Source organism: Bradyrhizobium sp. SZCCHNR3119 (assembly GCF_032487775.1).
GTDB lineage: Bacteria > Pseudomonadota > Alphaproteobacteria > Rhizobiales > Xanthobacteraceae > Bradyrhizobium.
The window spans coordinates 1153470-1179192 of the sequence record NZ_JAUEUV010000001.1; the positions used below are offsets into that span (position 1 = coordinate 1153470).

General features: G+C 63.4%; 24 protein-coding genes. 6 read left to right on the top strand and 18 right to left on the bottom strand.

The window, feature by feature from the left end; genetic code table 11:
* Positions 1–63: 63 nt before the first annotated feature.
* Together QX034_RS05560 and QX034_RS05565 are read left to right on the top strand one after the other, a co-directional pair.
* Entirely contained in the window at positions 64–909 is an 846-nt protein-coding gene (locus tag QX034_RS05560) for a metal-dependent phosphohydrolase (RefSeq protein ID WP_315744086.1), read from the top strand.
* Between the two features lie 137 nt (positions 910–1046).
* The gene (locus tag QX034_RS05565) at positions 1047–2000 is read left to right on the top strand and encodes a DMT family transporter (RefSeq protein ID WP_316195053.1); all 954 of its coding nucleotides are present in this window, start codon (positions 1047–1049) and stop codon (positions 1998–2000) included.
* A gap of 11 nt (positions 2001–2011) precedes the next feature.
* On the opposite strand, the gene QX034_RS05570 is transcribed toward QX034_RS05565, so the two are convergent.
* From QX034_RS05570 to ftsH, 3 genes are all read right to left on the bottom strand, one after another.
* Positions 2012–3697: a methyl-accepting chemotaxis protein gene (locus tag QX034_RS05570; protein ID WP_316195054.1), complete on the bottom strand. Its 1686-nt coding sequence runs from the start codon at positions 3695–3697 to the stop codon at positions 2012–2014.
* Positions 3698–3879: 182 nt separating this feature from the next.
* Positions 3880–5565 (bottom strand): methyl-accepting chemotaxis protein, encoded by a 1686-nt coding sequence (locus tag QX034_RS05575; protein ID WP_316195055.1) that lies wholly within the window; start codon positions 5563–5565, stop codon positions 3880–3882.
* A gap of 328 nt (positions 5566–5893) precedes the next feature.
* The gene (gene ftsH, locus QX034_RS05580) at positions 5894–7732 is read right to left on the bottom strand and encodes an ATP-dependent zinc metalloprotease FtsH (protein ID WP_315744084.1); all 1839 of its coding nucleotides are present in this window, start codon (positions 7730–7732) and stop codon (positions 5894–5896) included.
* Positions 7733–7829: 97 nt separating this feature from the next.
* On the opposite strand from ftsH, the gene QX034_RS05585 reads away from it, so the two are divergent.
* Positions 7830–8120 (top strand): ChaB family protein, encoded by a 291-nt coding sequence (locus QX034_RS05585; protein ID WP_315766865.1) that lies wholly within the window; start codon positions 7830–7832, stop codon positions 8118–8120.
* 107 nt (positions 8121–8227) lie between these two features.
* Here the strand turns inward: QX034_RS05585 and serA are convergent, their stop codons facing one another.
* From serA to QX034_RS05600, 3 genes are all read right to left on the bottom strand, one after another.
* Positions 8228–9817 (bottom strand): phosphoglycerate dehydrogenase, encoded by a 1590-nt coding sequence (gene serA / locus QX034_RS05590; protein ID WP_315766866.1) that lies wholly within the window; start codon positions 9815–9817, stop codon positions 8228–8230.
* Between the two features lie 228 nt (positions 9818–10045).
* Positions 10046–11218, bottom strand: a complete 1173-nt coding sequence (locus tag QX034_RS05595) for a phosphoserine transaminase (protein ID WP_316195057.1) — start codon at positions 11216–11218, stop codon at positions 10046–10048.
* A 134-nt stretch (positions 11219–11352) separates the two neighbouring features.
* Positions 11353–11643: a hypothetical protein gene (locus QX034_RS05600; RefSeq protein ID WP_315704856.1), complete on the bottom strand. Its 291-nt coding sequence runs from the start codon at positions 11641–11643 to the stop codon at positions 11353–11355.
* 125 nt (positions 11644–11768) lie between these two features.
* On the opposite strand from QX034_RS05600, the gene QX034_RS05605 reads away from it, so the two are divergent.
* Positions 11769–12752, top strand: coding sequence for an aldo/keto reductase (locus tag QX034_RS05605; protein WP_315704857.1), 984 nt, complete (start codon positions 11769–11771; stop codon positions 12750–12752).
* Positions 12749–13594, top strand: coding sequence for an amidohydrolase family protein (locus tag QX034_RS05610; protein ID WP_315704858.1), 846 nt, complete (start codon positions 12749–12751; stop codon positions 13592–13594). The genes QX034_RS05605 and QX034_RS05610 overlap by 4 nt, the downstream gene beginning before the upstream one ends.
* Before the next feature lie 8 nt (positions 13595–13602).
* On the opposite strand, the gene QX034_RS05615 is transcribed toward QX034_RS05610, so the two are convergent.
* The 6 genes from QX034_RS05615 to QX034_RS05640 all read right to left on the bottom strand — a co-directional run bounded on the left by QX034_RS05615 (position 13603) and on the right by QX034_RS05640 (position 18751).
* Positions 13603–14070, bottom strand: a complete 468-nt coding sequence (locus QX034_RS05615) for a GNAT family N-acetyltransferase (protein WP_315704859.1) — start codon at positions 14068–14070, stop codon at positions 13603–13605.
* A 13-nt stretch (positions 14071–14083) separates the two neighbouring features.
* Positions 14084–14674 (bottom strand): glutathione S-transferase family protein, encoded by a 591-nt coding sequence (locus QX034_RS05620; RefSeq protein WP_315704860.1) that lies wholly within the window; start codon positions 14672–14674, stop codon positions 14084–14086.
* A gap of 84 nt (positions 14675–14758) precedes the next feature.
* A complete protein-coding gene (locus QX034_RS05625; RefSeq protein WP_315704861.1) occupies positions 14759–15610 on the bottom strand; it encodes an outer membrane protein in 852 nt (283 codons plus the stop codon).
* A 187-nt stretch (positions 15611–15797) separates the two neighbouring features.
* Positions 15798–16637 carry an outer membrane protein gene (locus tag QX034_RS05630; protein ID WP_315704862.1) on the bottom strand — a complete coding sequence of 280 codons (840 nt, stop codon included), beginning with the start codon at positions 16635–16637 and terminating at the stop codon, positions 15798–15800.
* 386 nt (positions 16638–17023) lie between these two features.
* On the bottom strand, positions 17024–18376 hold the full coding sequence (gene glmM / locus QX034_RS05635) for a phosphoglucosamine mutase (RefSeq protein ID WP_315704863.1): 1353 nt from the start codon (positions 18374–18376) through the stop codon (positions 17024–17026).
* A gap of 198 nt (positions 18377–18574) precedes the next feature.
* A complete protein-coding gene (locus tag QX034_RS05640; protein WP_315704864.1) occupies positions 18575–18751 on the bottom strand; it encodes a hypothetical protein in 177 nt (58 codons plus the stop codon).
* A 156-nt stretch (positions 18752–18907) separates the two neighbouring features.
* On the opposite strand from QX034_RS05640, the gene QX034_RS05645 reads away from it, so the two are divergent.
* Positions 18908–20044 (top strand): alpha-hydroxy acid oxidase, encoded by a 1137-nt coding sequence (locus QX034_RS05645; protein WP_315704865.1) that lies wholly within the window; start codon positions 18908–18910, stop codon positions 20042–20044.
* Positions 20045–20341: 297 nt separating this feature from the next.
* On the opposite strand, the gene QX034_RS05650 is transcribed toward QX034_RS05645, so the two are convergent.
* The 6 genes from QX034_RS05650 to QX034_RS05675 all read right to left on the bottom strand — a co-directional run bounded on the left by QX034_RS05650 (position 20342) and on the right by QX034_RS05675 (position 25722).
* Positions 20342–21976 (bottom strand): sensor histidine kinase, encoded by a 1635-nt coding sequence (locus QX034_RS05650; RefSeq protein WP_315704866.1) that lies wholly within the window; start codon positions 21974–21976, stop codon positions 20342–20344.
* Positions 21977–22591 carry a response regulator transcription factor gene (locus QX034_RS05655; RefSeq protein WP_315704867.1) on the bottom strand — a complete coding sequence of 205 codons (615 nt, stop codon included), beginning with the start codon at positions 22589–22591 and terminating at the stop codon, positions 21977–21979.
* Between the two features lie 595 nt (positions 22592–23186).
* Entirely contained in the window at positions 23187–23786 is a 600-nt protein-coding gene (locus QX034_RS05660) for a hypothetical protein (RefSeq protein WP_315704868.1), read from the bottom strand.
* Positions 23787–23917: 131 nt separating this feature from the next.
* Positions 23918–24496: a hypothetical protein gene (locus QX034_RS05665; protein ID WP_315704977.1), complete on the bottom strand. Its 579-nt coding sequence runs from the start codon at positions 24494–24496 to the stop codon at positions 23918–23920.
* Positions 24497–24644: 148 nt separating this feature from the next.
* The gene (locus QX034_RS05670; protein ID WP_315704978.1) at positions 24645–25484 is read right to left on the bottom strand and encodes a shikimate dehydrogenase; all 840 of its coding nucleotides are present in this window, start codon (positions 25482–25484) and stop codon (positions 24645–24647) included.
* A gap of 55 nt (positions 25485–25539) precedes the next feature.
* The gene (locus tag QX034_RS05675) at positions 25540–25722 is read right to left on the bottom strand and encodes a hypothetical protein (RefSeq protein WP_315704869.1); all 183 of its coding nucleotides are present in this window, start codon (positions 25720–25722) and stop codon (positions 25540–25542) included.
* Position 25723: the final 1 nt, after the last annotated feature.

Below are 25723 nucleotides of genomic sequence, written 5' to 3' on the forward strand. Positions count from 1 at the left end.
TATGCTGAGCGTGGCGGTCTCGTCCACCCGACGGCGGGCTCGCGATCTTTCGGGGTAACCGAGATGACGACCGTTCCGGAACTGGTAGCCGACGCGCTGGGCAAATTCCTGGCCAACTATATGCGCCGCCGATTTGGATCCCAGCAGGCTGAACTGGTCGAGATGGTGCCCTCGATCGCCCGGATCGCCATCGAATGCATCGGCAACAGCGATGCGCTGTATCACAATGTCGAGCACACGATGCTGGTGACCTTGGCCGGCCACGAGATCCTGCGCGGCCGGGCACTGCACAGCCACATGCCGGCGGAAGACTACGCCCACATCATCATCGCCTGTCTGACCCATGATATCGGCTATGTGCGCGGCCTGTTCATGGCCGACGACGAGGACGGCTACGTGGTCGACGACTCCGGCCGTAAGATCACCTTGCCGCGCGGCTCCTCCGATGCGGCGCTGATGGCCTATCACGTCGATCGCTCCAAGATGTTCGTGAGGGAGCGGATGGAAGGGATTGCGGCGCTCGACAAGGGGCGGATCGCCGCGGCCATCGAGGGCACGCGATTTCCCTGCAGCCTCCCGGACGGCACCGAATCCAGCGACGACGACGCGGCGATCCTGCGCGCGGCCGACCTGATCGGCCAACTCGGCGATCCCAACTATATCCGCAAGGCCAATGCGCTTTATTACGAATTCGAGGAGACCGGTATGAACCGCCAGCTCGGCTATTCCTCGCCCGCCGACCTCGTCAATCTCTATCCTCAGTTCTATTGGAACAGCGTCGCGCCACACGTGCAGACCGCGATCCGCTATCTCAACGTCACTTCGGTCGGACGGCAATGGATCGCCAACCTCTACAGCAACGTCTTCCGCGCCGAGCGCGAGATCTCGCTGTCCGGTCCGCAGACTTGAGCCGATCGCGTCGCGAGCGCAAGCGCATCGCCGACCAAGCTTGCCGCCCGATGCATGGCACCAATACGCCAGCCCTGCTTGCCGCCGGAGACGATTAGGCCCAACTTGCCGTTGCCCTGCACATCTGCATTTTTTCCTTGCTGACAAAACCCGCATCTCCGTTGCGCTGGCTCAACAACCAGCCCTATCTGTTGCTCGCTCTCGCCTCGCTGTTCTGGGCCGGCAACATCGTGTTGGCGCGCTATGTCGCGGGCCATGTGCCACCTTTGACGCTATCCTGCATCCGCTGGATCGGCACGTTCCTGATGCTCTGGCCGTTTGCCCGCCCCCATGTGAAACGGGACTGGCCTGTGATGCGGGCGCATTGGCCATTGCTGCTGCTGTTCGCGCTGACGGGATTCGCACTCAACAACGCGTTGTCCTATTGGGCGATGCAGTATACGCAGGCGCTGAACGGGCTGCTGATCCAGTCGTCCACCCCGCTGTTCGTCGCCCTGTGGTCGCTCGCGCTGTTCGGCGTCCGCCTCACCGCGCCGCAATTGACGGGCATCGCGGTCTCGTTAGCCGGCGTCCTGGTGATCCTGTTGCGCGGCGACCTTGCTGCTCTGGCCAACATTCAGTTCAATCGCGGCGACCTGATGTTCGCTGGCGCGCTCTTCACGTTCGGGCTCTATTCGGCGCTGATGTCACGACGGCCGACCATGCATCAGCTGTCCCTGATCTCGTTCTGCACCGCAGCCGGAGCCTTGCTGCTGCTGCCGCTCGCGGCGTGGGAATATTCATCCGGTGCCGTGCTCAAGCCCGATCTGCTGTCGCTCTCGACATTGGCCTATGTGATCGTCTTTGCATCGACGCTCGCCTATCTGTTCTTCAATCGCGGCATCAGCCTGATCGGGCCGAACCGCGCCGCGCCGTTCCTGCATCTAGTCCCGGTGTTCGGTTCGGCGCTCGCGATCCTTTTGCTCGGTGAGCAGCCGCAGCTTTTCCATCTCGTCGGCTATGCGCTGGTGCTCGCTGGCGTGATCACCGCGTCCCGCTCCGGTAGCGCAAAAAAACAGGGCAGCCGCGGCCGCCCTACCTGTTCTTCCTGATGAGAGCGAATTCAGGCCGCCCGGACCTTGGCGAGGAAGCCGTCGACCGCCTGGCGCAGCAGGCCGGATTGGTTGTCGAGCTCGCGGGCATTGGTCAGCACATCCGAAGCCGCGGCCCCGGTGGCCGCAGCGGCCTGGGTCACGCCGCCGATATGGGCACTGATCTCGTTGGAGCCCGCGGCCACCGACTGGATGTTGCGCGCGATCTCGCGCGTCGCATCCCCCTGCTGCGCGATCGAGGTCGAGATCGAGCCGGTGATCTCGCTCATCTGCGCGATGGTCTGGGTGATGCCGTTGATCGCGGCGACCGCGTCGTTGGTCGACGTCTGCATCGCCGCGACCTGCGCCGAGATCTCTTCGGTCGCCTTGGCGGTCTGATTGGCCAGTGCCTTGACCTCGGACGCAACGACCGCGAAGCCCTTGCCCGCCTCGCCGGCGCGAGCGGCCTCGATCGTCGCATTGAGCGCCAATAGGTTGGTCTGCGCCGCGATGCTGTTGATCAGGCCGACCACCTCCCCGATCTTCTCGGCCCCGGTCGAAAGCACCTTCACGGTCGCATTGGTGCGCTCGGCGTCGCTGACCGCCTGGCTTGCAATCTCGCTGGAACGGGTCACCTGGCGGGAGATCTCGGCGACCGAGCCCGACAGTTCCTCGGCGGCGGCGGCCACCGTGCCGACATTGCTGGTGGCGCTTTGCGACGCGGCACTCACCGTCGAGGCGCGCACGCTGGCATCGCTTGCGGTCGCCGTCATCGACTGCGCCGTGCTTTGCATGCCCTGGGCAGCCGCTGCGACCGAGCGCACGATGCCATTGACGCTGCGCTCGAACTCGGCCGCCAGATTCTCCATCGCGGCCCGACGCTCCCCGGCCGCACGCTCCTGGGTCGCCGCCTCCGCCTGCTCAAGCTCGCGCATGCGCAGCGCATTGTCCTTGAATATCTGCACGGTGGCGGCCATCGCGCCGACCTCGTCGCCGCGGCCGACACCGGGAATCTCGCCGTCGAGCCTGCCGTCGGCGATCTCCTGCATCCGCCTGCCGAGCAGGTTCAGGGGAACGCTGATGCTCCGGCCGATCATCCAGGCGATGCCGCCTGCAATTGCGACGATGCCGAGGATCGCAAGGCCCATCATCCATTTCAGCGGCCCCATGCGCGCTTCGATGTCGTCGATATAGACGCCGGTCCCGACATACATGTTGAAGAAGGGAATCGCGGCCGCATACGCCACCTTGGGAATCGGCTGGGTGGTGCCCGGCTTCATATAGTCGAAATACATCAGATGCTCGCCCTTGGCCGCGACATTGTCGCGCCATTCGCGTGCGATGAAACGGCCATTGGTCGACGTGTTCAACCGGTTGACGCCGATCTGCTTCGGATCAGGCACCAGGATCTGCATGCCATCCATGTCAGCACCGAACAGGTAGCCGTCGCCATTGTCGTAGCGGATCGAGTTGCCCCGCCTGCCGAACTCGGCAAGCGCCGCCTCCTTGGTCATCCGGCCCGCCTCGACCTCCTTTTGCAGGCCCGCGGCCATGCTGCGGGCGACGTCGATCACGGCATGGATCTGCTCGATCTTGGCGTTCAGCATCTCCCGCTGCATCAGATAGCCGGCAAGGGTGCCCGCGATGCAAAGGCCAATCAGCGCCACGCCCACCACGATGGCGAGCTTGGGGGCGATCTTCATATTGTTCAGCTTCACGGGGCACTCCACGGCAGGGACGAACCGAATTGGCATGACAACCGGTCACGCCTGCCGTGAAGGTAAATGGAAACCCTTTAGCGCCCGGTTACGACCGGCGACTTTCCGCCATGCCCGCCACGAATGCGCCCCTGACGCCAATGACGGGCGCAGGATGCGCTCGCCATGGCCGCAGACCTCGATCAGGCCGCGCGCACCTTGGCCAGGAAGCCGTCGACGGCCTGGTGCAGCAGAGCGGACTGGTTCTCGAGTTCGCGGGCATTGGCCAGCACCTCGGAAGCCGCCGTGCCCGTCGCCACCGCGGCCTGGGTCACGCCGCCGATATGGGCGCTGATCTCGTTCGAGCCCGCCGCGACCGACTGGATGTTGCGGGCGATCTCGCGCGTCGCATCACCCTGCTGCGCGATGGAGATCGAGATCGAGCTGGTGATCTCGCTCATCTGCGCGATGGTCTGACCGATGCCGCTGATCGCGGCAACTGCATCGCCGGTGGAGGTCTGCATCGCCGCGACCTGCGCGGAGATCTCTTCGGTCGCCTTGGCGGTCTGATTGGCCAGCGCCTTGACCTCGGAGGCGACGACCGCAAAGCCCTTGCCCGCCTCTCCGGCGCGGGCGGCCTCGATGGTCGCATTGAGCGCCAGCAGATTGGTTTGCGCAGCGATACTGTTGATGAGGCCGATCACCTCGCCGATCTTCTCGGCCCCGGTCGAAAGCACCTGCACGGTCGCGTTGGTGCGCTCCGCGTCGCTCACCGCCTTGCTTGCGATCTCGCTGGAACGGGTCACCTGCCGGGAGATCTCGGCGACCGAGCTCGACAGCTCCTCGGCCGCCGCCGCCACGGTGCCCACGTTGTCGGTCGCGCCCTGCGTGGCGGTGCTGACGGTGGAAGCCCGTGCCGTGGCGTCGCTCGCGGTCGCCGTCATCGACTGCGCAGTGCTCTGCATGCCCTGGGCCGCCGCAGCGACCGAGCGCACGATGCCATTGACGCTGCGCTCGAACTCGGCCGCCAGGTTCTCCATCGCGGTGCGGCGCTCCGCAGCCGCACGCTCCTGGCTGGCGACCTCCCCGCGCTCGAGCTCGCGCATGCGCAGCGCATTGTCCTTGAAGATCTGGACCGTCGCAGCCATCGCCCCGACCTCGTCGCCGCGCCCGACGCCGGGGATCTCCGCATCGAGCCTGCCGTCGGCGAGCTCGCGCATGCGGCTGCTCAGCTGATTGAGCGGGCCAGAGATGCTGCGCCCGATCATCCAGGCAATGCCGCCGGCGATCACGGCAATGCCGAGGGTCGACAGGCCCAGCAGCCATTTCAGCGGCCGCAGCTTGGCATCGATGTCGTCGATGTAGCTGCCGGTGCCGAGATACATGTTGAAGCCGGGCACTGCGACCGCGTAGCTGATCTTGCGGTTCAGCGTCTCCTGACCGGGCCGGGCGAATTCGTAGGTCAGAAGGATTTCACCTTTGGCCTTCACGCCGTCCATCAGCTCTTGGGACAGCTTGCGGCCGCCGGTCAACACGTCCATCCGGTTGGTGCCGACCTGCTTGGGATCGGGCGCCAGCACCGTGATGCCCTCATAATTGGTGCCGAACAGATAGCCGTTGCCGTTGTCATACGTCATGGAATTGGCGCGGCGGCTGAATTCGGCCAGTGCGGCCTCCTTGCTCATCTTGCCGGCCTCGACATCCTTCCAGATGGCCGCCGCCAGGTTGCGCGCGGTCTCGACGATCGCCTTGGCTTGGTCGATCCGCGCGTTCAGCATCTCACGCTCCATCAGCTGGCTCGCGAGCGTACCGGCCGCACCGAGCCCCAACAGCGCAACGCCGACGACGATGGCAAGCTTGGGCCCGATCTTGATGTTGTTCAGCAGCACGGCAGCTCCTCCGAGGGATTTTACGAACGTTCGAGGCAATTCCTCTCAAGCTAGCTGCGGTTTCTTAGTACTTGCTGTACGCGGAAGTCGGTAGAATTGCGGAGGACGCGCGTGATCTACGCACGCTCTGATACGGCCAGCCTGCAGACACGATTCTAGATCGTTGAGGGCGCGGAACTGTCGATGCAGCGCTCCACGGCAGCCAAATTTACCGTCGCCTCGTGGCGCGCGCAGACCGGCCTGGTACAGATCATTCTGCCTCAAGAACTCATCGAGTCCTTCCGGACCGCGCATCGCGCGGAGCCGTTGGCTCGCCTCAGCGACGCCGTCACGCCGACAGCTTCTGCTCCGCCAGAGGCCGCAGCGGCGGAAACTCGTCCGCGGTCAGCGTCTCCTTGGTGATCAAAAGCGCGACGCCGCGCTCGAGGTCTTGGCGGTGGCCTTCGAGAAGACTGCGCGCCCGCGCATCGCCCTCGGCGATGAGATCGCGAACCGCGAGATCGATCTCCCGACCCGTGGCCTCCGCGGCTGAGACCACCTGGTCCTGCGCCTGCAGGAAAGACATCTGAGGCCGTGGCGCGTAGGTTCGCTGGCCGACGGTCTTGTCCATCCCGTATTTCGTGACCATTTCGATCGCAATTTCGGTCGCGCGCTGCAGATCGTCGGCGGCGCCGGTGGAGACATCGCCGTCGAAGATCAGCTGCTCCGAAGCGCGGCCGCCCATCAGCACCGCAATGCGATTCTTCAATTCGCTGACCGATAGCAGGAAGCGATCCTCGGTGGGTCGCTGCATCGTGTAGCCGAGCGCGCCGACGCCGCGCGGAATGATCGAGACCTTCTGCACCGGATCGACACCGGCCAGATTGGCCGCGACCAGCGCATGTCCCATCTCATGATAGGCAACGCGGCGACGCTCAGCAGGGCTGAGGACTCGGCTCTTCTTTTCGATGCCGGCGACGATGCGCTCGATCGCGACCGTGAAATCGTCGAACGTGACTTCGTGACCCTTGCGGCGGGTCGCGGCGATCGCGGCCTCGTTGATCAGGTTGGCAAGGTCGGCTCCAGTGAAGCCAGCCGTGAGGCCCGCCACTTTGTCGAGATCCACGTTGGCGGCCATCTGGATCTTGCGGACGTGCACCTTGAGAATTGCGAGCCGTCCACTTTTGTCGGGACGATCGACCAGCACCTGGCGATCGAAGCGACCGGCGCGCAACAGCGCCGGATCGAGGATTTCCGGCCGGTTGGTCGCGGCAAGCAGGATGACCCCCGAGCTCGGATCGAAGCCGTCGAGTTCGGCGAGCAGCTGATTCAGCGTCTGCTCCTTCTCGTCATAGCCGCCGAACGAGCCACCGGCGCTGCGGCTGCGGCCGAGCGCATCGAGCTCATCGATGAAGATGATACAAGGTGCGGCCTTCCGCGCCTGCTCGAACAGGTCGCGCACGCGCGCCGCACCCACGCCAACAAACATCTCGACGAATTCGGAGCCGGAGATCGAGAAGAATGCAACGCCGGCTTCGCCCGCGACGGCGCGCGCGAGCAAGGTCTTGCCGGTGCCGGGCGGACCGACCAGCAGAATGCCCTTCGGCACATGCGCACCCAGGCGCCCGTAAGCCTTCGGATCCTTCAGGAACTGCACCACCTCCTGCAATTCGAACTTTGCCTCTTCGACCCCGGCGACATCGGCGAAGGTGACCTTGGTGTCGGTTTCGACATAGACCTTGGCCCGCGACTTGCCGATCGACATCAATCCGCCGAAGCCTTGGCGGTCCATCACCCGACGGCCGAGGAACACCCAGATCAGATAGAACATCAGCCCCGGGACCACCCAGGACAGCAGCGTCTGGATGAAACCGCCGGGCGGCACGCCGGTCACGGTGACGCCTTTGGCGGCGAGCTTGGCGGCAAGCTGCGGGTCCACCCGCGCCGTGATGAAGCCGGTCTTGCCGTCCGGCTGCTTGTCCTTGAACTTGCCCTGGATCGTGTCCTGGGCGACCGCGACCTCGGAGATCTTGCCCTGGTCGATCAGTTGTTCGAATTGACTGTAGGGGATGGTCTCGACCGTATTATAGGTGGTCAGCAGCCATTGCAGCAGCAGCATGCCGAAGCCGGCCAGCAGGATATAGCCGATGGCAATGGCCTGCTTGCGGGTGGACGGATCGGATTCCATGTGAGGCGCCTTTCGTCGGGTCGGGCATGCTGGTCATAACGCCGGAACGGCATCGCCTTTCCAAATCGACCACTTAACAAACGGCAGGTTCTCGGGCTTGTCCTGGATCAAGCCGCGCCGCACCCGCCATGGTTTGATGATCGACGAAGTCCAGCCGGTCGAGGACCCGGACGTGCCCTATGCCGAGATCGACGATCTTCCGCCATCGGTACGGATGCACTTGCCCGTGCATGCGCAGGAGATCTATCGCGCAGCCTTCAACAATGCATGGACGCAATATGCCGCACGCGGCCAACTTCAGCGCGAGCGCATCGCCCACCGCGTCGCCTGGGCCGCGGTGAAGCACAAATACGAGAAGGTCGGCGACGCGTGGCTTTCGCGGGACTGAAGCAAAATTCTACAGCGCGGCATTTGACCACGAACCTCCCCTCCTGAGCCACAGGAGGGGAAAGTCTGCACGGCAACAACGTAAGACCGGCTGGGGCGCACCCCAGCTCAGAACGCCAGCGCCTTGGCCTGCTTGACCTGGGGCAGCGCCTGGATCTGCGCGAGCAGATTCGCAGGTACCGCGCCGTCCACCTCGACCAGCGCGATCGCATCGCCGCCGGCCGCGACGCGCCCCAGATGGAAGGTCGCGATGTTGATCTTGGCGTCGCCCAACAAGCTTGCGAAGCGGCCGATGAACCCCGGCTTGTCCTCGTTGGTGACGTAGATCATCGACTTGCCGAACTCGGCATCGACGCGGATACCCTTGATGTCGACCAGCCGCGGCTTGCCGTCGGCATAGACCGTGCCGGAGACCGCGCGCTCCTGATGCTCGGTGGTGACGGTCACCGTGATCAGGCTCTCATAGTCGCTCTCGCCGGCACGCAGGATCTCGTCGACGACCATGCCGCGTTCCTTGGCGATGACAGGCGCGGACACGACATTGACCTCGCCCAGCATCGGCCGCAGCAGGCCGGCCAGCACCGCCGAAGTCAGCGCCTTGGTCTTCATCTCCGCGACCTGCCCCTCATAGGTGATCTGGATCTTGGCGATGCTGCTCTCGGTGAGCTGGCCCGCGAACGAGCCGAGCTTTTCGGCGAGCGCGATGAACGGCTTCAGCTTCGGCGCTTCTTCGGCCGTGATGGAGGGGAAATTGATCGCGTTCGAGATCGCGCCGGTCAGCAGGTAGTCCGACATCTGCTCGGCGACCTGCAGTGCGACATTCTCCTGCGCCTCGGTCGTGGAGGCGCCGAGATGCGGCGTGCAGATCACATTGGCGTGGCCGAACAGCGGATTGCTGGTCGCCGGCTCCTCGGCGAACACGTCGAGCGCCGCACCGGCGACATGCTTCGAATTGAGCGCATCGAGCAGCGCCTGCTCGTCGACGAGGCCGCCGCGGGCGCAATTGATGATGCGCACGCCCTTCTTCATCTTGGCGATCGCCGCGGCATCAATGATGTTCTTCGTCTTCTCGGTCAGCGGCGTGTGCAAGGTGATGAAGTCGGCGCGCTTCAACAGTTCGTCAAGCTCGACCTTCTCGACGCCGAGATCGCGCGCGCGCTCCTCGGTCAGGAACGGATCGAAGCCGATCACCTTCATATGCAAGCCCTGGGCGCGGTTGCAGACGATCGAGCCGATGTTGCCGCAACCGATCACGCCGAGCACCTTGCCGGTGATCTCGACGCCCATGAAGCGGTTCTTCTCCCACTTCCCGGCCTGGGTCGAGGCGTCGGCCTGCGGAATCTCGCGGGCCAGCGACAGCATCATGGTGATCGCATGTTCGGCGGTCGTGATCGAATTGCCGAATGGCGTGTTCATCACGATGATGCCCTTGGCGGTGGCCGCAGGAATCTCGACATTGTCGACGCCGATGCCGGCACGGCCGATCACCTTCAGCCGCTTCGCGCGCTCGATAATCTTGGCGGTGGCCTTGGTAGCCGAGCGGATCGCAAGGCCGTCATAGTCGCCGATGATGTCGGCGAGCTTGTCCTTGTCCTTGCCGAGATTGGGCTGGAAGTCGACCTCGATGCCGCGGTCCTTGAAGATCTGGACGGCAGCGGGAGAGAGTGCGTCGGAAATGAGAACCTTGGGTTTGGACATGGGGTCTATCCTGCAAAGCGGAATTGGCATGGCAGTCCAAGCCCTCTCTCCTTGTGAGAGAGGGACAACGTCGGCGAAAGTCTTGTAGGGTGGGCAAAGCGAAGCGTGCCCACCATCTTCGCTGTTTATGAATCCGTCATCGCGAGGAGCTCTTGCGACGAAGCAATCCAGACTTTTTGCTTGTCCCTGGATTGCTTCGCTGCGCTCGCAATGACGAGAAGAGCGAGCTTAAGCCGCCTTGGGCAGCGCCGCCTTGGTTTCGGCAAAGGCCCAGTCGATCCACCGCGTCAGGATCTCGACGTCCTTCGCTTCCACCGTGGCGCCGCACCAGATGCGCAGGCCGGCCGGCGCGTCGCGGTAATGCGCGAAGTCGAAGCCGGCATTCTCCTTCTCGACCAGCGCCACCAGCTTCTTCGCAAACTCGGCCTGGGCATCGGCCGAGAGCGAGGTGACGGCGGGATCGATCACCTTCAGGCACACCGAGGTGTTGGAGCGGATCGCCGGATCCTTGGCGAGGAAATCGATCCAGGGAGTTCGCGCTTTCCAGTCCGCCAACGCCTTGGTGTTGGCGTCAGCGCGCGCAATCAGCGCCTTCAGGCCGCCGATCGACTTGCCCCAGTTCAGCGCGTCCAGATAGTCCTCGACGCAGAGCATCGACGGCGTGTTGATGGTCTCGCCCTCGAAGATGCCGGCATTGAGTTTGCCACCCTTGGTCAGACGGAAGATCTTCGGCAGCGGCCAGGCCGGCTTGTAGGTCTCGAGCCGCTCCACCGCGCGAGGGGACAGGATCAGCATGCCGTGCGCGGCCTCGCCGCCGAGCGCCTTCTGCCAGGAGAAGGTCACGACGTCGAGCTTCGGCCAGTCGAGCGCCTGCGCGAAGGCGGCGGAGGTCGCGTCGCAAATGGTAAGGCCCGCGCGGTCAGCGCTGATCCAGTCGGCGTTCGGGACGCGCACACCGGAGGTGGTGCCGTTCCAGGTGAAGACGATGTCGCTCGCCGGATCGACCTTGGAGAGATCCGGGATCTCGCCGTAAGCGGCGTGCAGCTTGGTGACGTCCTTGAGCTTCAGCTCCTTGACGATGTCGCTGACCCAACCTTCGCCGAACGATTCCCAGGCGATCGTAGTCACCGGACGCGCTCCGAGCAGCGACCACAACGCCATCTCGACTGCACCGGTGTCGGACGCCGGCACGATGCCGATCTTGTAGTCGGCCGGAACTTCCAGCACTTCGCGCGTCAACTCGATGGCCTGCTTGAGCTTGGCCTTGCCGATCTTGGCGCGATGGGAGCGTCCGAGCGCTGCGTCTTTGAGGTTTTCGGGGGTCCAGCCGGGGCGCTTGGCACAGGGGCCGGACGAAAAATGCGGCACGACAGGCCGCTGAGCGGGCCTCGCTGCAGTCATGATCTACCCTTCCAGATAGTAAGCCTCCCGTTGGGGGGAGGTGTCCCGCCGTCGTGATTAAGGGAAACGCGACGCAGCGTCAAGGAAGTTCGCGCGGCGCGGAGACAGCATCACGCAGTCGTGGTCGCTCACCTCTATTCGGGCGCGGCGCCAATCGGCGCCTGCCCCGCTGGCGGACGATGTAGGAACGTCATCGATGCATAGGCGCCGATCCACGACCCGATCGCGGCGAAGCCGACATAGACCCAGTTCTCCGTGTAGCTGATCACTGCGAAGGACGAGAGCACGTACCAGACCGAGCTCCAGGTCGCGGCGGAGCCGCGCTTACGCGCCACCACTGCCGTCGTGAACATCACGTAGACCGCGTCGGTGGCCGCGGTCGCGAGCACGACACCGAGGGCCGTAAGCGGATTGATTGCAGACATCGCACCTGCTCCCATCATTCTGTTGCCGTGCCGCACAAACCGACTTCATTGTCTCGCTAATGACAATCATGCAGAATGCGACACGCGGCCAATGCGCAGCACGCGCCAACAACAAGGATACAGCGATGGAACGCGTCCGTCTCGGGAGGAGCGATCTCGAACTGACCAAGCTCGGTCTTGGCACCGCCCCGCTCGGCGGCCTCTTTGCGCCGGTGAGCGAGGAAGATGCCGAAGCGACCATCGCCCGCGCGTGGTCCCTCGGTGTGCGCTATTTCGACACCGCGCCACTCTACGGCTTCGGACTTGCCGAGCAGCGGCTCGGCCGATTTCTGCGCGCGCAGCCCCGCGACACTTACGTGATCTCGACCAAGGTCGGGCGTCTCCTCCGTGCCGGCGCCGCGGCGGCAGAGGACGATCACTACAAGGGCACACCGCGCCTGCGGCCGCAATTCGATTTCAGCTATGACGGCGTGATGCGCTCCGTCGAGGAGAGCCTCGCGCGTCTCGGCCTCGACCGCATCGACATTCTGCTGGTGCACGACCCGGACGATCACTTTGGCGATGCCGTTAACGGCGCGTTCCGCGCGCTGCAGCGGCTGCGCGAGGACGGCTCGGTGGGCGCGATCGGCGCGGGCATGAACCAATCTGAGATGCTGGCACGCTTTGCGGAGAGCGTGCCTGTCGACTGCTTCCTGCTGGCCGGCCGCTACACCTTGCTCGACCAAGGCGCGCTGACAGCCCTGCTTCCGATCTGCCTCGCCCAGAACATCGGCATTGTTCTCGGCGGCATCTACAATAGCGGCATCCTCGCCGATCCCCATGGCGCGGCGAAGTTCAACTACGAGGATGCCGATGCCGCGCTGGTGGCGCGGGCACAAGAACTCGATGCGCTCTGCAAGCAGCATGGCACCGAACTCAAGGCCGCTTCCATCCAATTCTGCGTCGCGCATCCGGCGGTGACGGTGGCACTGCAGGGCGCCCGCTCAGCCGATGAAGCCGCCGAGAACGTCGCGATGGCGAACGCTCCGGTGCCGGCGTCTTTCTGGCAGGAGCTCCGCGCTCGCAATCTTGTCGACCCGCGAGCCCCACTGCCGGGAGATATGCGATGACGATCGATGCCCATCAGCATTTCTGGGATCCTGGAAGGGCCGACTATCCCTGGATGCAGGGAGACGCGATGGCGCCGATCCGCCGCCCTTTTGGGCCGACCGATCTGGCGCCACTGCTCGATGCTGACGGCATCGATGCCAGCATTCTCGTGCAGACCCGATCATCGGTTGCCGAAACCGAGGAATTTCTTGGCATCGCAGACGTCACGCCGTTCGTCGCCGGAGTGGTCGGCTGGGTCGATCTGACCAATCCTGCCGTGGGTGCCACGATCGATCGGCTGCGGACACTTCGCGGCGGCCGCAAGCTGATCGGCATTCGTCACCAGGTGCACGACGAACCGGATGCGAACTGGCTCTGCCGTGCCGATGTCCAGCGTGGCATCGAAGCTGTGATCAGGCGCGATCTGGCTTATGATTTTCTGGTCCGTACCCGCGAGCTGCCGGCCGCGACCGCGACGGCGCGCGCCTTTCCGCAAGGCCGCTTCGTGCTCGACCACTGCGCCAAGCCGCCGATTGCGGCCGGCTTCGATCAGATTTGGGCGGGCCGGTTCGCCGAACTCGCCGCGTGCACGAACGTCTGGTGCAAGGTCTCGGGACTTGCGACGGAAGCCATGTGGGACGATTGGGACGCCGAACGGCTGTCCTCGTATGTCGCGCACGCCGCGCGCTGTTTCGGCGAGGATCGCCTGATCTTCGGCTCGGACTGGCCGGTGTGCCTGCTTGCCGGCGACTATGGCACGATCAAGCGTGCGCTGGAGCGCTGCCTGGCGAGGCTCGGCCCTTCGTTCCGAGACAAGGCGTTCGGCTCAAATGCAAAGGCTGCCTACCGCCTTTCCTTGTAGCTCTGTCGTCAGAACCGGATCGTCATGCCGACATGGCTGCGCTCGAAGCCGAGCCGCTCATAGAAGCGCTGCGCATCGACGCGGCTGTTGTGGGTCAACAACTCGATCAGCTTACAGCGCTTCTCGCGCGCCTGCGCGATCGCCCAGCGCAACAGCAGCTCACCGATGCCACGGCTGCGCCGGTCGGACGCCACCCGGACGTCTTCCACCAGCGCGCGCGAGGCGCCCTGCGAACTCAAGCCCGGCAGAATGCAGAGCTGCAGACAGCCGACCACCCTCCCCGCGTGCTCAGCCACCACGAGCGTGAGATTCGGATCAGCTACGATGGCCTCGAACGCCGCGAAATACGAGGCGGGCAGCGGATCCTCGATCCGCTCGCGCGCGCGGCCAAGATGATCGTCCGCGAGCATCGCGACGATCGCCGCGACATCCTCGCGCCGCGCGGCACGGATGGTGATTGCAGTCGTTTCGGTCATGATTGTCCTGCTCTCAGGCCGCAGGCTGCAGACCGAGTTCGGCTTCCGCGACGGCAATCCAGCGCCTCAGCGCCGGATAGCGCGACAGATCGAAGCCGCCCTCATGCGCCATGCGCGTATAGGCGAGCAGTGCGATATCGGCAAGCGAGAGCGTATCGTCCACCAGGAAGCTCGTGGCGTTCAGCTGACGCTCCATGTGGTCCAACGCCCGATAGCCGCGCGTGAACAGATTGCGGTCGAGCGCATCGACCGGCCTGCCGAGATAGGCGACCTGAAACCGCGCCACCGCGATATATGGCTCGTGACTGTACTGCTCCCAGAACAGCCAGGAATCCATCTGCGCAGCCGAGAAGGGATCGGCCGGAATGAGCACGCTGTCGCGCGCCAGATAGCGGATGATGGCGTTGGACTGAGTCAAGATCCGCGCGTCGGCGAGAACGACGGTCGGCACCTGCCCCCAGGGATTGAGCGCGAGAAAGCCGGAGGTGCGGGTCTCGCCCTTGACGACGTCGATGTCGATCCAGTCATAGGGCAATGCGAGCAGGTCGCACACCCATTTCACCTTGAGACAATTGCCGGATATGCGATCGCCGTAGATTTTCATGTCGCTGCCTCGTGATAGTCGCAGAGCAGCAGGTGTCTGTGGCGGTGTCAACCGCCACGAGCGATCGGCAGATCTTTGAAAGTCTCAGAACTTGTAGCCGAGACCGGCGCGAACGGTATTGATGTTCGTGTCGACTGTGGTCGTGAAGCGAACGTATTCGTACTCGAAGCGGGCAAAGAGTCCCGCGATCAGATTGACGTCGACACCGAGGCCGGCGGAATAGCCGTAGATCAGACGATTGTGCTGCCCTTCAGACGCGCTCAGCGTCGCGCAGAACGGGGGCGTTGCGCTGTTGCAGGGGGAGACCGCAACCGCGTAAGTCGTCGCATAATTGTCGTCGACGGATACGCCCCGGGTGATATCGGCCTTTCCCAGTGCCAACCCGAAGAATGCGTAAGGCAGGAAACTGCCCATCGCGTAGCCGGCCCGGCCGCGAATGGTGGCCATGTCGGAGATCGATATGGACGACGTAGCCGTCGACGTGACGGCGTGATAGAAGCCGTTGACCGGGGAATTGAATGCACGCGACATGCTGGCGGACGAGGTGCCTCCGAAGGAGCCGTGCATATAGCTCATCTCAACGCCCAGCACGACGTCGTCCCACTGCGAATTATATCCTGCGAAGGCGCCATAGGCGCTGGTTTGCGCGGTCGTCTTGCCGAAGGGAAGCGGCCACTGTGACACACCATAACTGCTCTCGATGGTAGTGTTGGCGAGCAACGCGGCCGTCATCGTCTGATTGCTGCCGCTGAACTTCTCATCCGACGAGCCGTAGCCGCCCTGTCCACCGATGTAGAAGCCCTCCCAGTTGACCTGAGAGGTGGTGAGGCCGTCGGTGAAGCTGCCCCGCAGAACGGGAAGATCCGGCAGGTCGGCGGCGTGAGCAGCAGCAGAAACGAAACCGCAGATCACACCCGCCAGCACAACGCGACGCATCGCAACGCTCCAAATCGGACAACTGAACTCTGACCGAGATCATCGCGCGTTAACCTTAATCATTCGTGTCTAAAATTGCCGAGCTGCAATTCTTTCATCCCCTGGTCGAGCGGACATGGAGCGCAAACAAAGCAAAACGGCGCGGGAAAGCCCGCGCCGTCGGCAAGTCGTCAGTTCAGGTGTCCGCTCAGCCCTTGCGGATCAGCGGCATCATCGGAGGCGGCGGCGGACTGTCGAAATTCCAGCGCACGCCGAGCTTCAGATCGTGCGAGGTGATGTCCTTGAACTTGAAGTAGTTGCCGGTGGTGGTGCCGTCATAGGCCGACAGCACGCCGGTCCGTCCTTCGCCCATGTTGACGTAACTGTAGGCGAGTTCGAGCACGAGGTTGGGATCGACCTGATAGGCGAGACCCGCATGGGCCGCCCAGGCGAAATTCCATCTCGAGGCGCTCGGCGCGCTGGCGAAGCTCGGAGCGCCCGTGAAGCTGTTGATGCCGGTGTCGGTGAAGTTCGAGATGGTCACGCGCGCGCCGCCGACGCCCGCACCGATGAACGGGGTGATGCACCACCAGGTGCCGAGATCGACATAGGCGTTGGCCAGAACCAGCCATTCGGACTTGCTGGCGCTGTAGTTGTCGATGCCGGAATACGGGATGCCGAAGGCAGTTGCGGTGAAGCGGTCCGTCCCCTTGAAGTTCGAATTGCCGCGATATTGCCCGGTGATGTCGCCGCGGAACCAGTTGTTGAAGCGGTACCCGACGCCGACCCCGTAGATGCCGGCGGTATCGAACGCCGAGGTCTGGTTGAATGACGTCATCGGCGTATAGGCCGACTCGCGGGTGTAATGAACGTCACTGGTCCTTTGGTTGCTGAAACCGATCTCACCGCGCAAATACCAACCGCCGAAATCCGCGGCCGGCGGCGGCGCGTACATGGGCGGAGGCGCGATCGGCATATCGGCCGCAAAGGCCAGTGTAGAAAACAGCGAGGCCGCTCCGGCGGCGATCAAAGACATAACGCTACGCATTGCTTCGTCCCTTTAGCGCGGTGGGGGCGAAATTCGAGGCCCACATCAAAACTGACGGCTACACGATGACGTCAAATGCTTAAGCGCCACTTAACCCTAATAATTAAGGTTGATAATTGCTTGATCGCGCGCAGCCGCATGGACACAGCACAAATACACGCATTGCGTGCCCATCAAATAACTAACAACTTACAGCAATCGATCTATGAAAGAACGGACGCAGATCTCGCCGGGCGCCGAAACCGGACTACGGCCGAACTAACAACTCGCTCGCATCGCCCCCTCATCGCAGGCCGATCAGGTACGAGCGGCAAAGACGACGACGCCGACCGTCAATTCAATGACGGCCGGCGCAGTTCGTCGCAAAGCTCGAATGGGCTAACAGCTCACGCCGCGGCAGCAGCGGCCTGACCGAGCGCATCGACGATGTTGTCGACGACCTCCTCGACCAGGATGCGGTCATCGCCCTCGCCCATCACGCGGATCACGGGCTCGGTGCCGGAGGAACGCACCAGCAGCCGGCCATGGCCGTTCAGGCGCTTCTGGCCGGTGTCGATCGCTGCCTTGACATCGGCATCGTCGAGCGGCTTGCCGCTGCGATAGCGTACGTTCTTGAGGATCTGCGGCAGTGGATCGAAGCGATGGCAGACTTCGGAGACCGGACGCCGCAGCTTCTGCACCGTCGCCAGCACTTGCAGCGCGGCGACGAAGCCGTCGCCGGTGGTCGCGTAATCGGACAGGATGATATGGCCGGACTGCTCGCCGCCGAGGTTGTAGCCGTCGGCCAGCATGCGTTCGAGCACATAGCGGTCGCCGACCGGCGTACGCACCAGCTCCAGGCCCTGCCCCTGCAGGAAGCGCTCCAGACCGAGATTGGACATCACGGTCGCAACGATGCCGGGCCGCGCCAATCGTCCGTCTTCCTTCCAGCTCTGCGCGATCACCGCGAGCAATTGATCGCCATCGACGATGTGGCCGCGCTCGTCGACCAGGATGACGCGGTCGGCATCGCCGTCCAGCGCGATGCCGATATCGGCGCGCATCTCCCGCACCTTGCGGCACAGCGCCTCCGGCGAGGTCGAGCCGCACTCCTTGTTGATGTTGAAACCGTCCGGCTCGACGCCGATCGCGATCACGTCGGCGCCCAATTCCCACAGCGCTTCCGGCACCACCTTGTAGGCGGCACCGTTGGCGCAATCGACCACGACGCGCAGGCCGTCCAGCGAGAGATCGCGCGGCAGCGTCCGCTTGGCGAATTCGATGTAGCGGTCATGCACGCCGTCGATGCGGCGCGCGCGACCGAGGCTAGCGCTCTGCGCGAGCTTCTTCTCGAGCGGCTCGTTGAGCAACTGCTCGATCTGCTTCTCGACCTCGTCGGAGAGCTTGAAACCCTGCGGGCCGAACAGCTTGATGCCGTTGTCCTCGAACAGGTTGTGCGAGGCCGAGATCATGACGCCGAGATCGGCGCGCATCGACTTGGTCAGCATCGCGACCGCCGGGGTCGGCATCGGGCCGACCAGCATCACATCCATGCCGACCGAGGTGAAGCCCGCCACCATGGCGTATTCGATCATGTAGCCCGAGAGGCGGGTATCCTTGCCGATCACGACGCGATGGCGATACTCGCCGCGTTGAAACAGTAGACCCGCGGCCTGCCCGACTTTGAGCGCGAGTTCCGGCGTGATCAGGCCATTGGCGCGGCCACGAATCCCGTCGGTCCCAAAATAGTTACGGCTCATAAAACCCCCAGCAACAGCCCCTGGATTCCGTGCCGGGCGACGAATCAACGGATCCGTTCCAATTCACCGGCCAGCTGCGGGGTTATAATCGCGTTACTGCGAAGATGGCTTCAAAAAAAATGATGAATCGTTACCGCGAGACTTCGAAGCCACACCTAACCCGTTGTTAACATTAATATTTGCCAGATCAAGCCCGTACTACTCGCGGCGTTCTCCGCTACCTTTGTCCCGGGATGGGGCCGGCTGCGTCGCACTCACGGGATCGGAGGCCGGGAAGGTCTCCTCCAGCCCCTCCTCCAGCTCCGCTTCGAGCCGCGCCTTTTCCGTGTCCTTTTTCTTGTCCGTGGCGTCCCGGTCTTTTGGTTTCGCGCTCATGGCTGGGAGCCCTTTCATCTCGCCCCGTCTTCTGTCTCGCCCTACCTTGACTCCCCGGCATTGCGTCCTGTTCCAAGTTCGATTTGGCAGCCGCCGCAAAGATGCTAGATGACACCCCGCGCATCAAAAGCAAGACGGGGCCGGGAGCCAACAGCGATGAAGCATATCACCTGCATCGAGGATCTGCGCGAGCTGCACAAGCGGCGCGTGCCGAAGGCCTTCTTCGACTATGCCGATCGCGGCTCCTATGCCGAGGAGACCCTGCGCGCCAATCGCGACGACCTGCAGAAGATCAAATTCCGGCAGCGCATCCTGGTCGACGTCTCCAAGCGCGATCTGTCGACCACGATCCTGGGCGAGCCGTCGGCGCTGCCGATCGTCCTCGCCCCTGTCGGCCTGCTGGGCATGCAGCATGGCGACGGCGAGATTCACGCCTGCCGCGCCGCGCAGGCGGCCGGCATCCCGTTTACGCAGAGCACGATGTCGATCTGCTCGATCGAGGACATCGCCGGCAGCGTGGAGAAGCCGTTCTGGTTCCAGCTCTACGTGATGAGAGACCGCGGCTTCATCAAGGCGCTGATCGAGCGCGCGATCGCCGCGAAGTGCAGCGCGCTGTGCCTGACCGTCGATCTGCAGGTGATCGGCCAGCGCCACCAGGACATCAAGAACGGCATGAGCGTGCCGCCGGAATGGTCGTTGTCCAAGTTGTTCGACTTTGCGACCAAGCCGGCCTGGGTCAAGGGCGTGCTGCAAGGCAAGCGCCGCACCTTCGGCAACATCGCCGGCCACGTCAAGAACACGGAAGATCTCACCAAGCTGTCGGCCTGGACGGCATCGCAATTCGACACCAGCCTGAACTGGAAGGACATCGACTGGATCCGCTCGATCTGGCCGGGCAAACTGATCTTGAAGGGCATTCACGACGTGGAGGACGCCAAGCTTGCGACAGAGACCGGTGCGCAGGCGCTGGTGGTCTCGAACCATGGCGGCCGTCAGCTCGATGGCGCGCCGTCGTCGATCCATGTGCTGCCCGGCATCGTCGACGCGGTCGGTGACAAGATCGAGATCATGTTCGATGGCGGCATCCGTTCCGGTCAGGACGTGATGCGCGCGCTCGCACTCGGCGCGAAATCCTGCATGATCGGCCGCGCCTATGCCTACGGCCTCGGCGCCGGCGGCCAGATGGGCGTGGCGAAGGCCATCGACATCATCAGGAACGAGCTCAACACCACCATGGGGCTCTGCGGCGTCAACACCATCGCCGAGATCGACCGAAAGGTGCTGGCGAATTAGGGCGCGGACGCAACTGACGCGAGGCCGCAGCCTGATTGTGGCTACAAAGTCGCTCCCGCCGACCATATGAGACGACAGCAAATTGAGGCCGCCGAACCGAAATTCGGCGGCCTCCTTTATGTCGACGCGGTAGCGGAGCACGAGGCTCAGATCCCGGTCTACAATCACTTCAAGTATGCAGGAGACTTAGCGGGTCGGGCACCGTTCCGTAGCTCGGTAGATTGCGAGGTGGTAGATCTACGGGTCCAGCGCCGCTCCGAGGCGCATTGAACCATGAGAGCGGCGCCGAGCCGGTCGTCAATTCGCAGCCGCGTTGGGGCACAGCTCGACGGGCAGATTGATTTCAAACTGCGCGCCGCCGCCTTCTGCAGACGACGCCAAGAGTTGCCCGCCGTGGCGCTCCACGATCAATCGACAGATGGCCAGTCCCAACCCCATTCCCTGAGATTTCGTGGTCACGAAAGCATCGAAGATGGTGTCGAGCTTCTCCGGATCGATGCCGGGTCCGGTGTCCGTGACCTTGATGCCGATCCCATCGTTCAGCCGCCGCTCGGTCGTCAATCTCAGGACCCGGAGTTTACCTTCGCTTGCATCCATGGCCTCGATGGCGTTGCGAATCAGGTTGAGGAGGACGTCCTGCAATTGACCCCGATGCCCCCAAACGAGCGGCAGCCCCGGCTGAAGTTCCGTTTGCACTTCAATGTCGTGTTCTGCGAACTCGAAATGCAAACTCTCCACAATGCTTGAGATCATTGCGTTCACATCGATCGCCATCCGCCGGCGATTGGACTTCCGGAACAGGTCGCGAATGTTATCGAATATCTCGCTCGCTCGGCGTCCTTCGGTGACGATCTTGTTGAGGGCCGACCGCGCCTTCCCGACATCAGGCGGGGTATGGCCCAAGAATCGCAAAGCGGTGCTTCCCCTCATCACGATGGCGGCAAGGGGCTGCTTGACCTCGTGCGAGATCGACGCAACCGCCGCCTCCAAGTTCATCAACTTGTTGTCGCGCTCGCGTCGCAACATCGCATTCGCACCAGCAAGGCGCGTGTACAGTCCGGTCGTCTCTGCAAGCAGGATGACGAGCACAATCGTCGAGGTGGCGATTGAAAGCATGCGGCTGACGTAAAATCCAAGACTAAAGCGAACCACAGTAAGAGCCAGTTCGCCGATCATCGCGCAAACCACCACCATCAACCCGAGATCGAGAATAGATCGACGATATACCCACAACAATCCGAGCGAGAGCGCACAAAACAGCAAGTCGACCAACGGGGCGAACGTACCCAGCATCGTGAGATCCGTTGCGCTTGTGAAAAGGCGCGGCAAATACGGATCTGCCGCAATTGCGATTCCTGTCAATGCCAATACGATTGCAACCGTGATCGCCACGCATCGGCCGATAGCAGACCGGATCGGGCCCCGAATTCCGGACGGGTCGCGTTTCAGCAAGACATAGGCAGAGAGAGCCGCCGGGAAGCCAAAATGCCAGAAAATATAGAGCCACGCGGTAGTCTGGATACCAGCGCCGAGGAAGCCTGCCGGAGCAAAGGCGCCCGGAAAAGTCAGCGCATGGGGAATGACAATGAGCGCCGTGAAAAGATAGCCGCCCGCAAGTACCAGCAATGCGCGTGACCGGGAGATCGAGAACTGGGCGAACAACAGAATGGCCGTGATCAGATCGGTGACGAGAATCGTGGCGTTCAGGAACGGTATGAACGCGGCGAAGATCGGCAGCGTGATCGACGCGAAGGGAGCAACAATCGCAACGGTGAAAAATAGAAGCACGACGGCTCTGCGCGCGATACGATTTTGCGTGGCTGTCGGCTGAAGATTGATGAGTCCGATCTCGCTGTCGAGCCCCTCGTAGGCTGACAGCTGGTCAACTGTGTCCCCGTCGCGCGCACCTTGAGAGGCTGCCTGGTCGCTCATTTACGATGGCGAGAGTTGGCTTGAGAGCCACAGACGGACGAGATCCGGCAGCCCTTTCGCCGCCAGCTTTTCAACGATATGCGCCCGATGGAATTCCACGGTACGCGGGCTGATGCCGAGTTCGACGGCGATCTCCTTGTTGGCTTTTCCGGTCACCAGACGCTTGAAAACCTCGTCTTCCCGCGGCGTCAACTTTTGGAGGCAGCGGCGCGCCGTTTCGGCGTCGATTGTCCCGATATAGCTCTGCTGGGGACGCAGGGCCAGATCGATAGCGGCCAGCAGCGCATCGGCTTCAAACGGCTTTTCCAGAAAATCCACTGCGCCCAATTTCATTGCCGCCACGGCCATGGAAACGTCGCCATGGCCCGTGATCAGCATGAACGGCAACATCGCGCCGGCAGCCCGAAGCCGGCGCAGGAGTGTGAGACCATCCACGCCCGGCATGCGGACGTCGCTCACGATGCAACCGGGCTCCAGCCCCGCGCCTCGCGCCAGCAATTCCTCAGCCCGTTTGTAGGTGCGGACCGTGTAGCCGGCGTCTTCGAGCAGATCGAGCAGAGACTCGCGCATCGCTCGATCATCTTCGACGACATGGATCACGGATTTACCAGGCACAGCGCTTTCCCCAGCGACAGCCAGCAAACCTGATAGCAGGCCCGCTATCCGTCGAGTTGATCAGGATCAACTCTCGGTTTCCAAGCGGCGCCGTGAACGTACCCAGGCTGACCGGATCTTGGCGCTGGAGGCGCTTTCCCCGTAAGTCTACTACCTCGCGTAATCCCGAGTTACCCGCTCATGTGTCCTCCGATAGACCGTTTGCCAATGGTTGAGTGACCAGATCGCAGGGAATGAAAATGGACCCGGCCTAGATCTTGATCGCTGCATTCGGTCGGTGTGATGACCCGAACCATCCCCAAGGTTGTCCCCTCATCACATGCGCACCGAAAAGGCCGTCGAACGATAAGTTCGACGGCCTTTTTTTTGTTTGGTGAGTGAGCCGGCGCGCCAACTATTTCCGAGAATGGCGGCTTTGCGGAGCAGCGCCCATGTCGCCTGCCACCCGCAATCAGTCTCGGGCCGATCGAGTCCCGGCGAGACGTGCCGGCGTGGTCGAACGTTCGGGTTTGTGCCGCCAAAAAGCTGGTTGGAAACAGACGCCGCAGCCGGCTTCGCAAGCACTCGCTCCCATAAGGAGAGAGGGCAGGAGCAGTCACATGGGCGGCGTGATGCCGTCGCGGCCGACGTTGACGCGGTTGGCTTCCAGCATGTCGTCCTTCTTGGTCGCTCCGAAAATGATGATCTGCGCCCCCACCTTCACTTCGGACTTATCGCTGGCGACGAAGGTCACGATCGGCGTGCCCGGCGGCACCACGACCTTCTTCTCCCCATCCTTGTACTTGACCAGGATGTTCTGGCCGTCGGTACCCTTCACCGTCTGTGCCACGGTCGCGTTGGTCATGGTCGAGTTCGGCTGGCGGTCCCAGGGACGGAAGCCTTCTGCCGCGCCGCGCTGATTCTCCGGGAAGATGTGAACAGCGATCGCCTTCTGGGTGCCATCGGGCTGAGGCATGCCGGTGACGCCGATATAGGAGCCATCATTGATCTCGGCCAAGGAGGTCTTGACAACCGCGAACACCGCAACGTCATCGGTCATGCGGACCTTCACCTCGTTGCCATCTCGCGTCTTGATGGCGAGCACGGGACCGTCGATCGCCTCGATCTGCCCCCGAATGCGGACTGTGGACGGCTGCTGAGCGAGAGCAAGCGTGGAGACCAGACCGAGCGCAAGCGCCGCAAGGCCCGACTTCAAAAGAGAACATTTTCGACATAACCTCTCCGGATGCTGGAACAATCCACAACCTGCGACCCGACCACAACGGAGCTATTCAGGTGACAGCGCGCAGCTGGATATGAGGGTATTACGCAACGAAGCGGCGGCTGTTACATCGGCGGCGTTATTCCATCGCGGCCGACGCTGACACGGCTGGTCTCGAACGAGCCGTCGGGCAGCTGTTTCATGAAGGCGATCACCTTGGCGCCCGGCTTGAGCTCGGACTTGTCGCCGGGCAAGAAGGTGACGACGGGCGTCTCCGGTGTCACGTCGACCTTCTTCTCGCCGCCCTTGTATTTGACCAGCAGCGTGTGACCGTCATTGGAGACGACGCTCTCCGAGACCGTGGCGTTGGTCATGCTGGAGTTCGGCTTCAGGTCCCACGGCCGCGAGCCCTCGCCCGTGCCGCGCATATTCTCCGGAAAGATGTGCACCTCGACCGCCTTCGGCGCGCCGTCCGGACCCGGCAGCGTGGTGACGCCGATGAAGGAGCCGACCTTCACATCCGCGAGCTGCGCCTTGACGACGCCGACCACGCGGAGATCGCCGGTCATGTGCAGCCGGACGTCCTCGCCTGTGCGCGACTTCACCGTGATCACATCGCCATCGGTGGTCTCGACCGTGCCACGCACGCGCGTCGGCACCGGCGCCTGCTGGGCGAGCGCGAAAAGGGATGTCGATGCAAGCATGACGACTGTAACAAACGGGCGGACCAGAACGACACGAACAGGCATGATGAGCTCCGAGGCTTGCCGCGGATGAATTCCCATCCGCGGCCCACACGACGCGTGCGGGGGACGAAGATAGATACGCTCCACCTTCGCGCTTATTCCGCGCTCAAGCCCTTGTGAGATCGGCTTCGACCAGCGCGCGGAGTTCCGCCGTCACTTGCGGCCGCTCCCCGAACCACAGCTCGAAACCGCGGACAGCCTGGTGCAGCAGCATGCCGAGCCCATCGGCGGTCCGCAGTCCCCTCGCCCGCGCGGCTGCCAGCAATTGCGTTTCGAGCGGCACATAGACGAGATCAGCGACCACGCAGCTTTCCGGCAATGCGCCGATGTCGAGCTCGAGCGGCGGCTGGCCGTGCATGCCGAGGGAGGTGGTGTTGACGAACAGGCCGGCGCGCGGCAGCAGCGCACCGATGCCGTCCCAGCGCGTTGGCAGCACGCACGCGCCGAACTGATCGGCGAGGCCTTGGGCCCGCGCCAGCGTGCGGTTGACGACATGAACGCGGCCGATGCCGCGCTCGAGCAGCCCGAACACGACGGCGCGCGCCGCGCCGCCGGAACCCAGCACGAGCGCCTCGTCGGTACGGTCCCAGCCAGGCGCCGAAGCATCGAGATTTTCGATGAAGCCCTCGACGTCGGTGTTGGTCGATCGCAGTACCCCGTCATCGTACCACAGCGTGTTCGCGGCGCCGACCGCGTGGGCGCGGGCATCTGGCTGCGTCAATGTGAGCACGCGCTCCTTGTGCGGAATCGTGACATTGGCGCCGATGAAGCCGTGCTTGGAGAGATGGGTGACGAAGTCGGCCAGTTCCTCCGGCGGCACGGCTTCGATCGAATAGCCGCCGGCGATCCCAAGCTTGTGGAGCCAGTGATGATGGATCAGGGGCGAGCGCGAATGCGCGGCGGGCCAGCCGATCAAACAGGCAGCGCGGGCTTTGGGAGCGGTCATGGCGGTGACATTGGCCAAGCGCGCGGTGCTGTCAATGCTTGCGGTCAAGGCCTGGTCAATGCTTGGGCTCGACGGCTGCGGCGGCGTACAGGGCTAGCAGCAGCGCAAAGGCCGCCGCGATCCAGACCGCCATCAGATTGAGCTGCGGATAAGCCCAGGCATCAGCGGCCGAGCCCGCCACCAGCGCGGCCCAGAGCAGGACGTTCGGCACCCAGCCAAACCGGGGTCCGCCGGTCAAG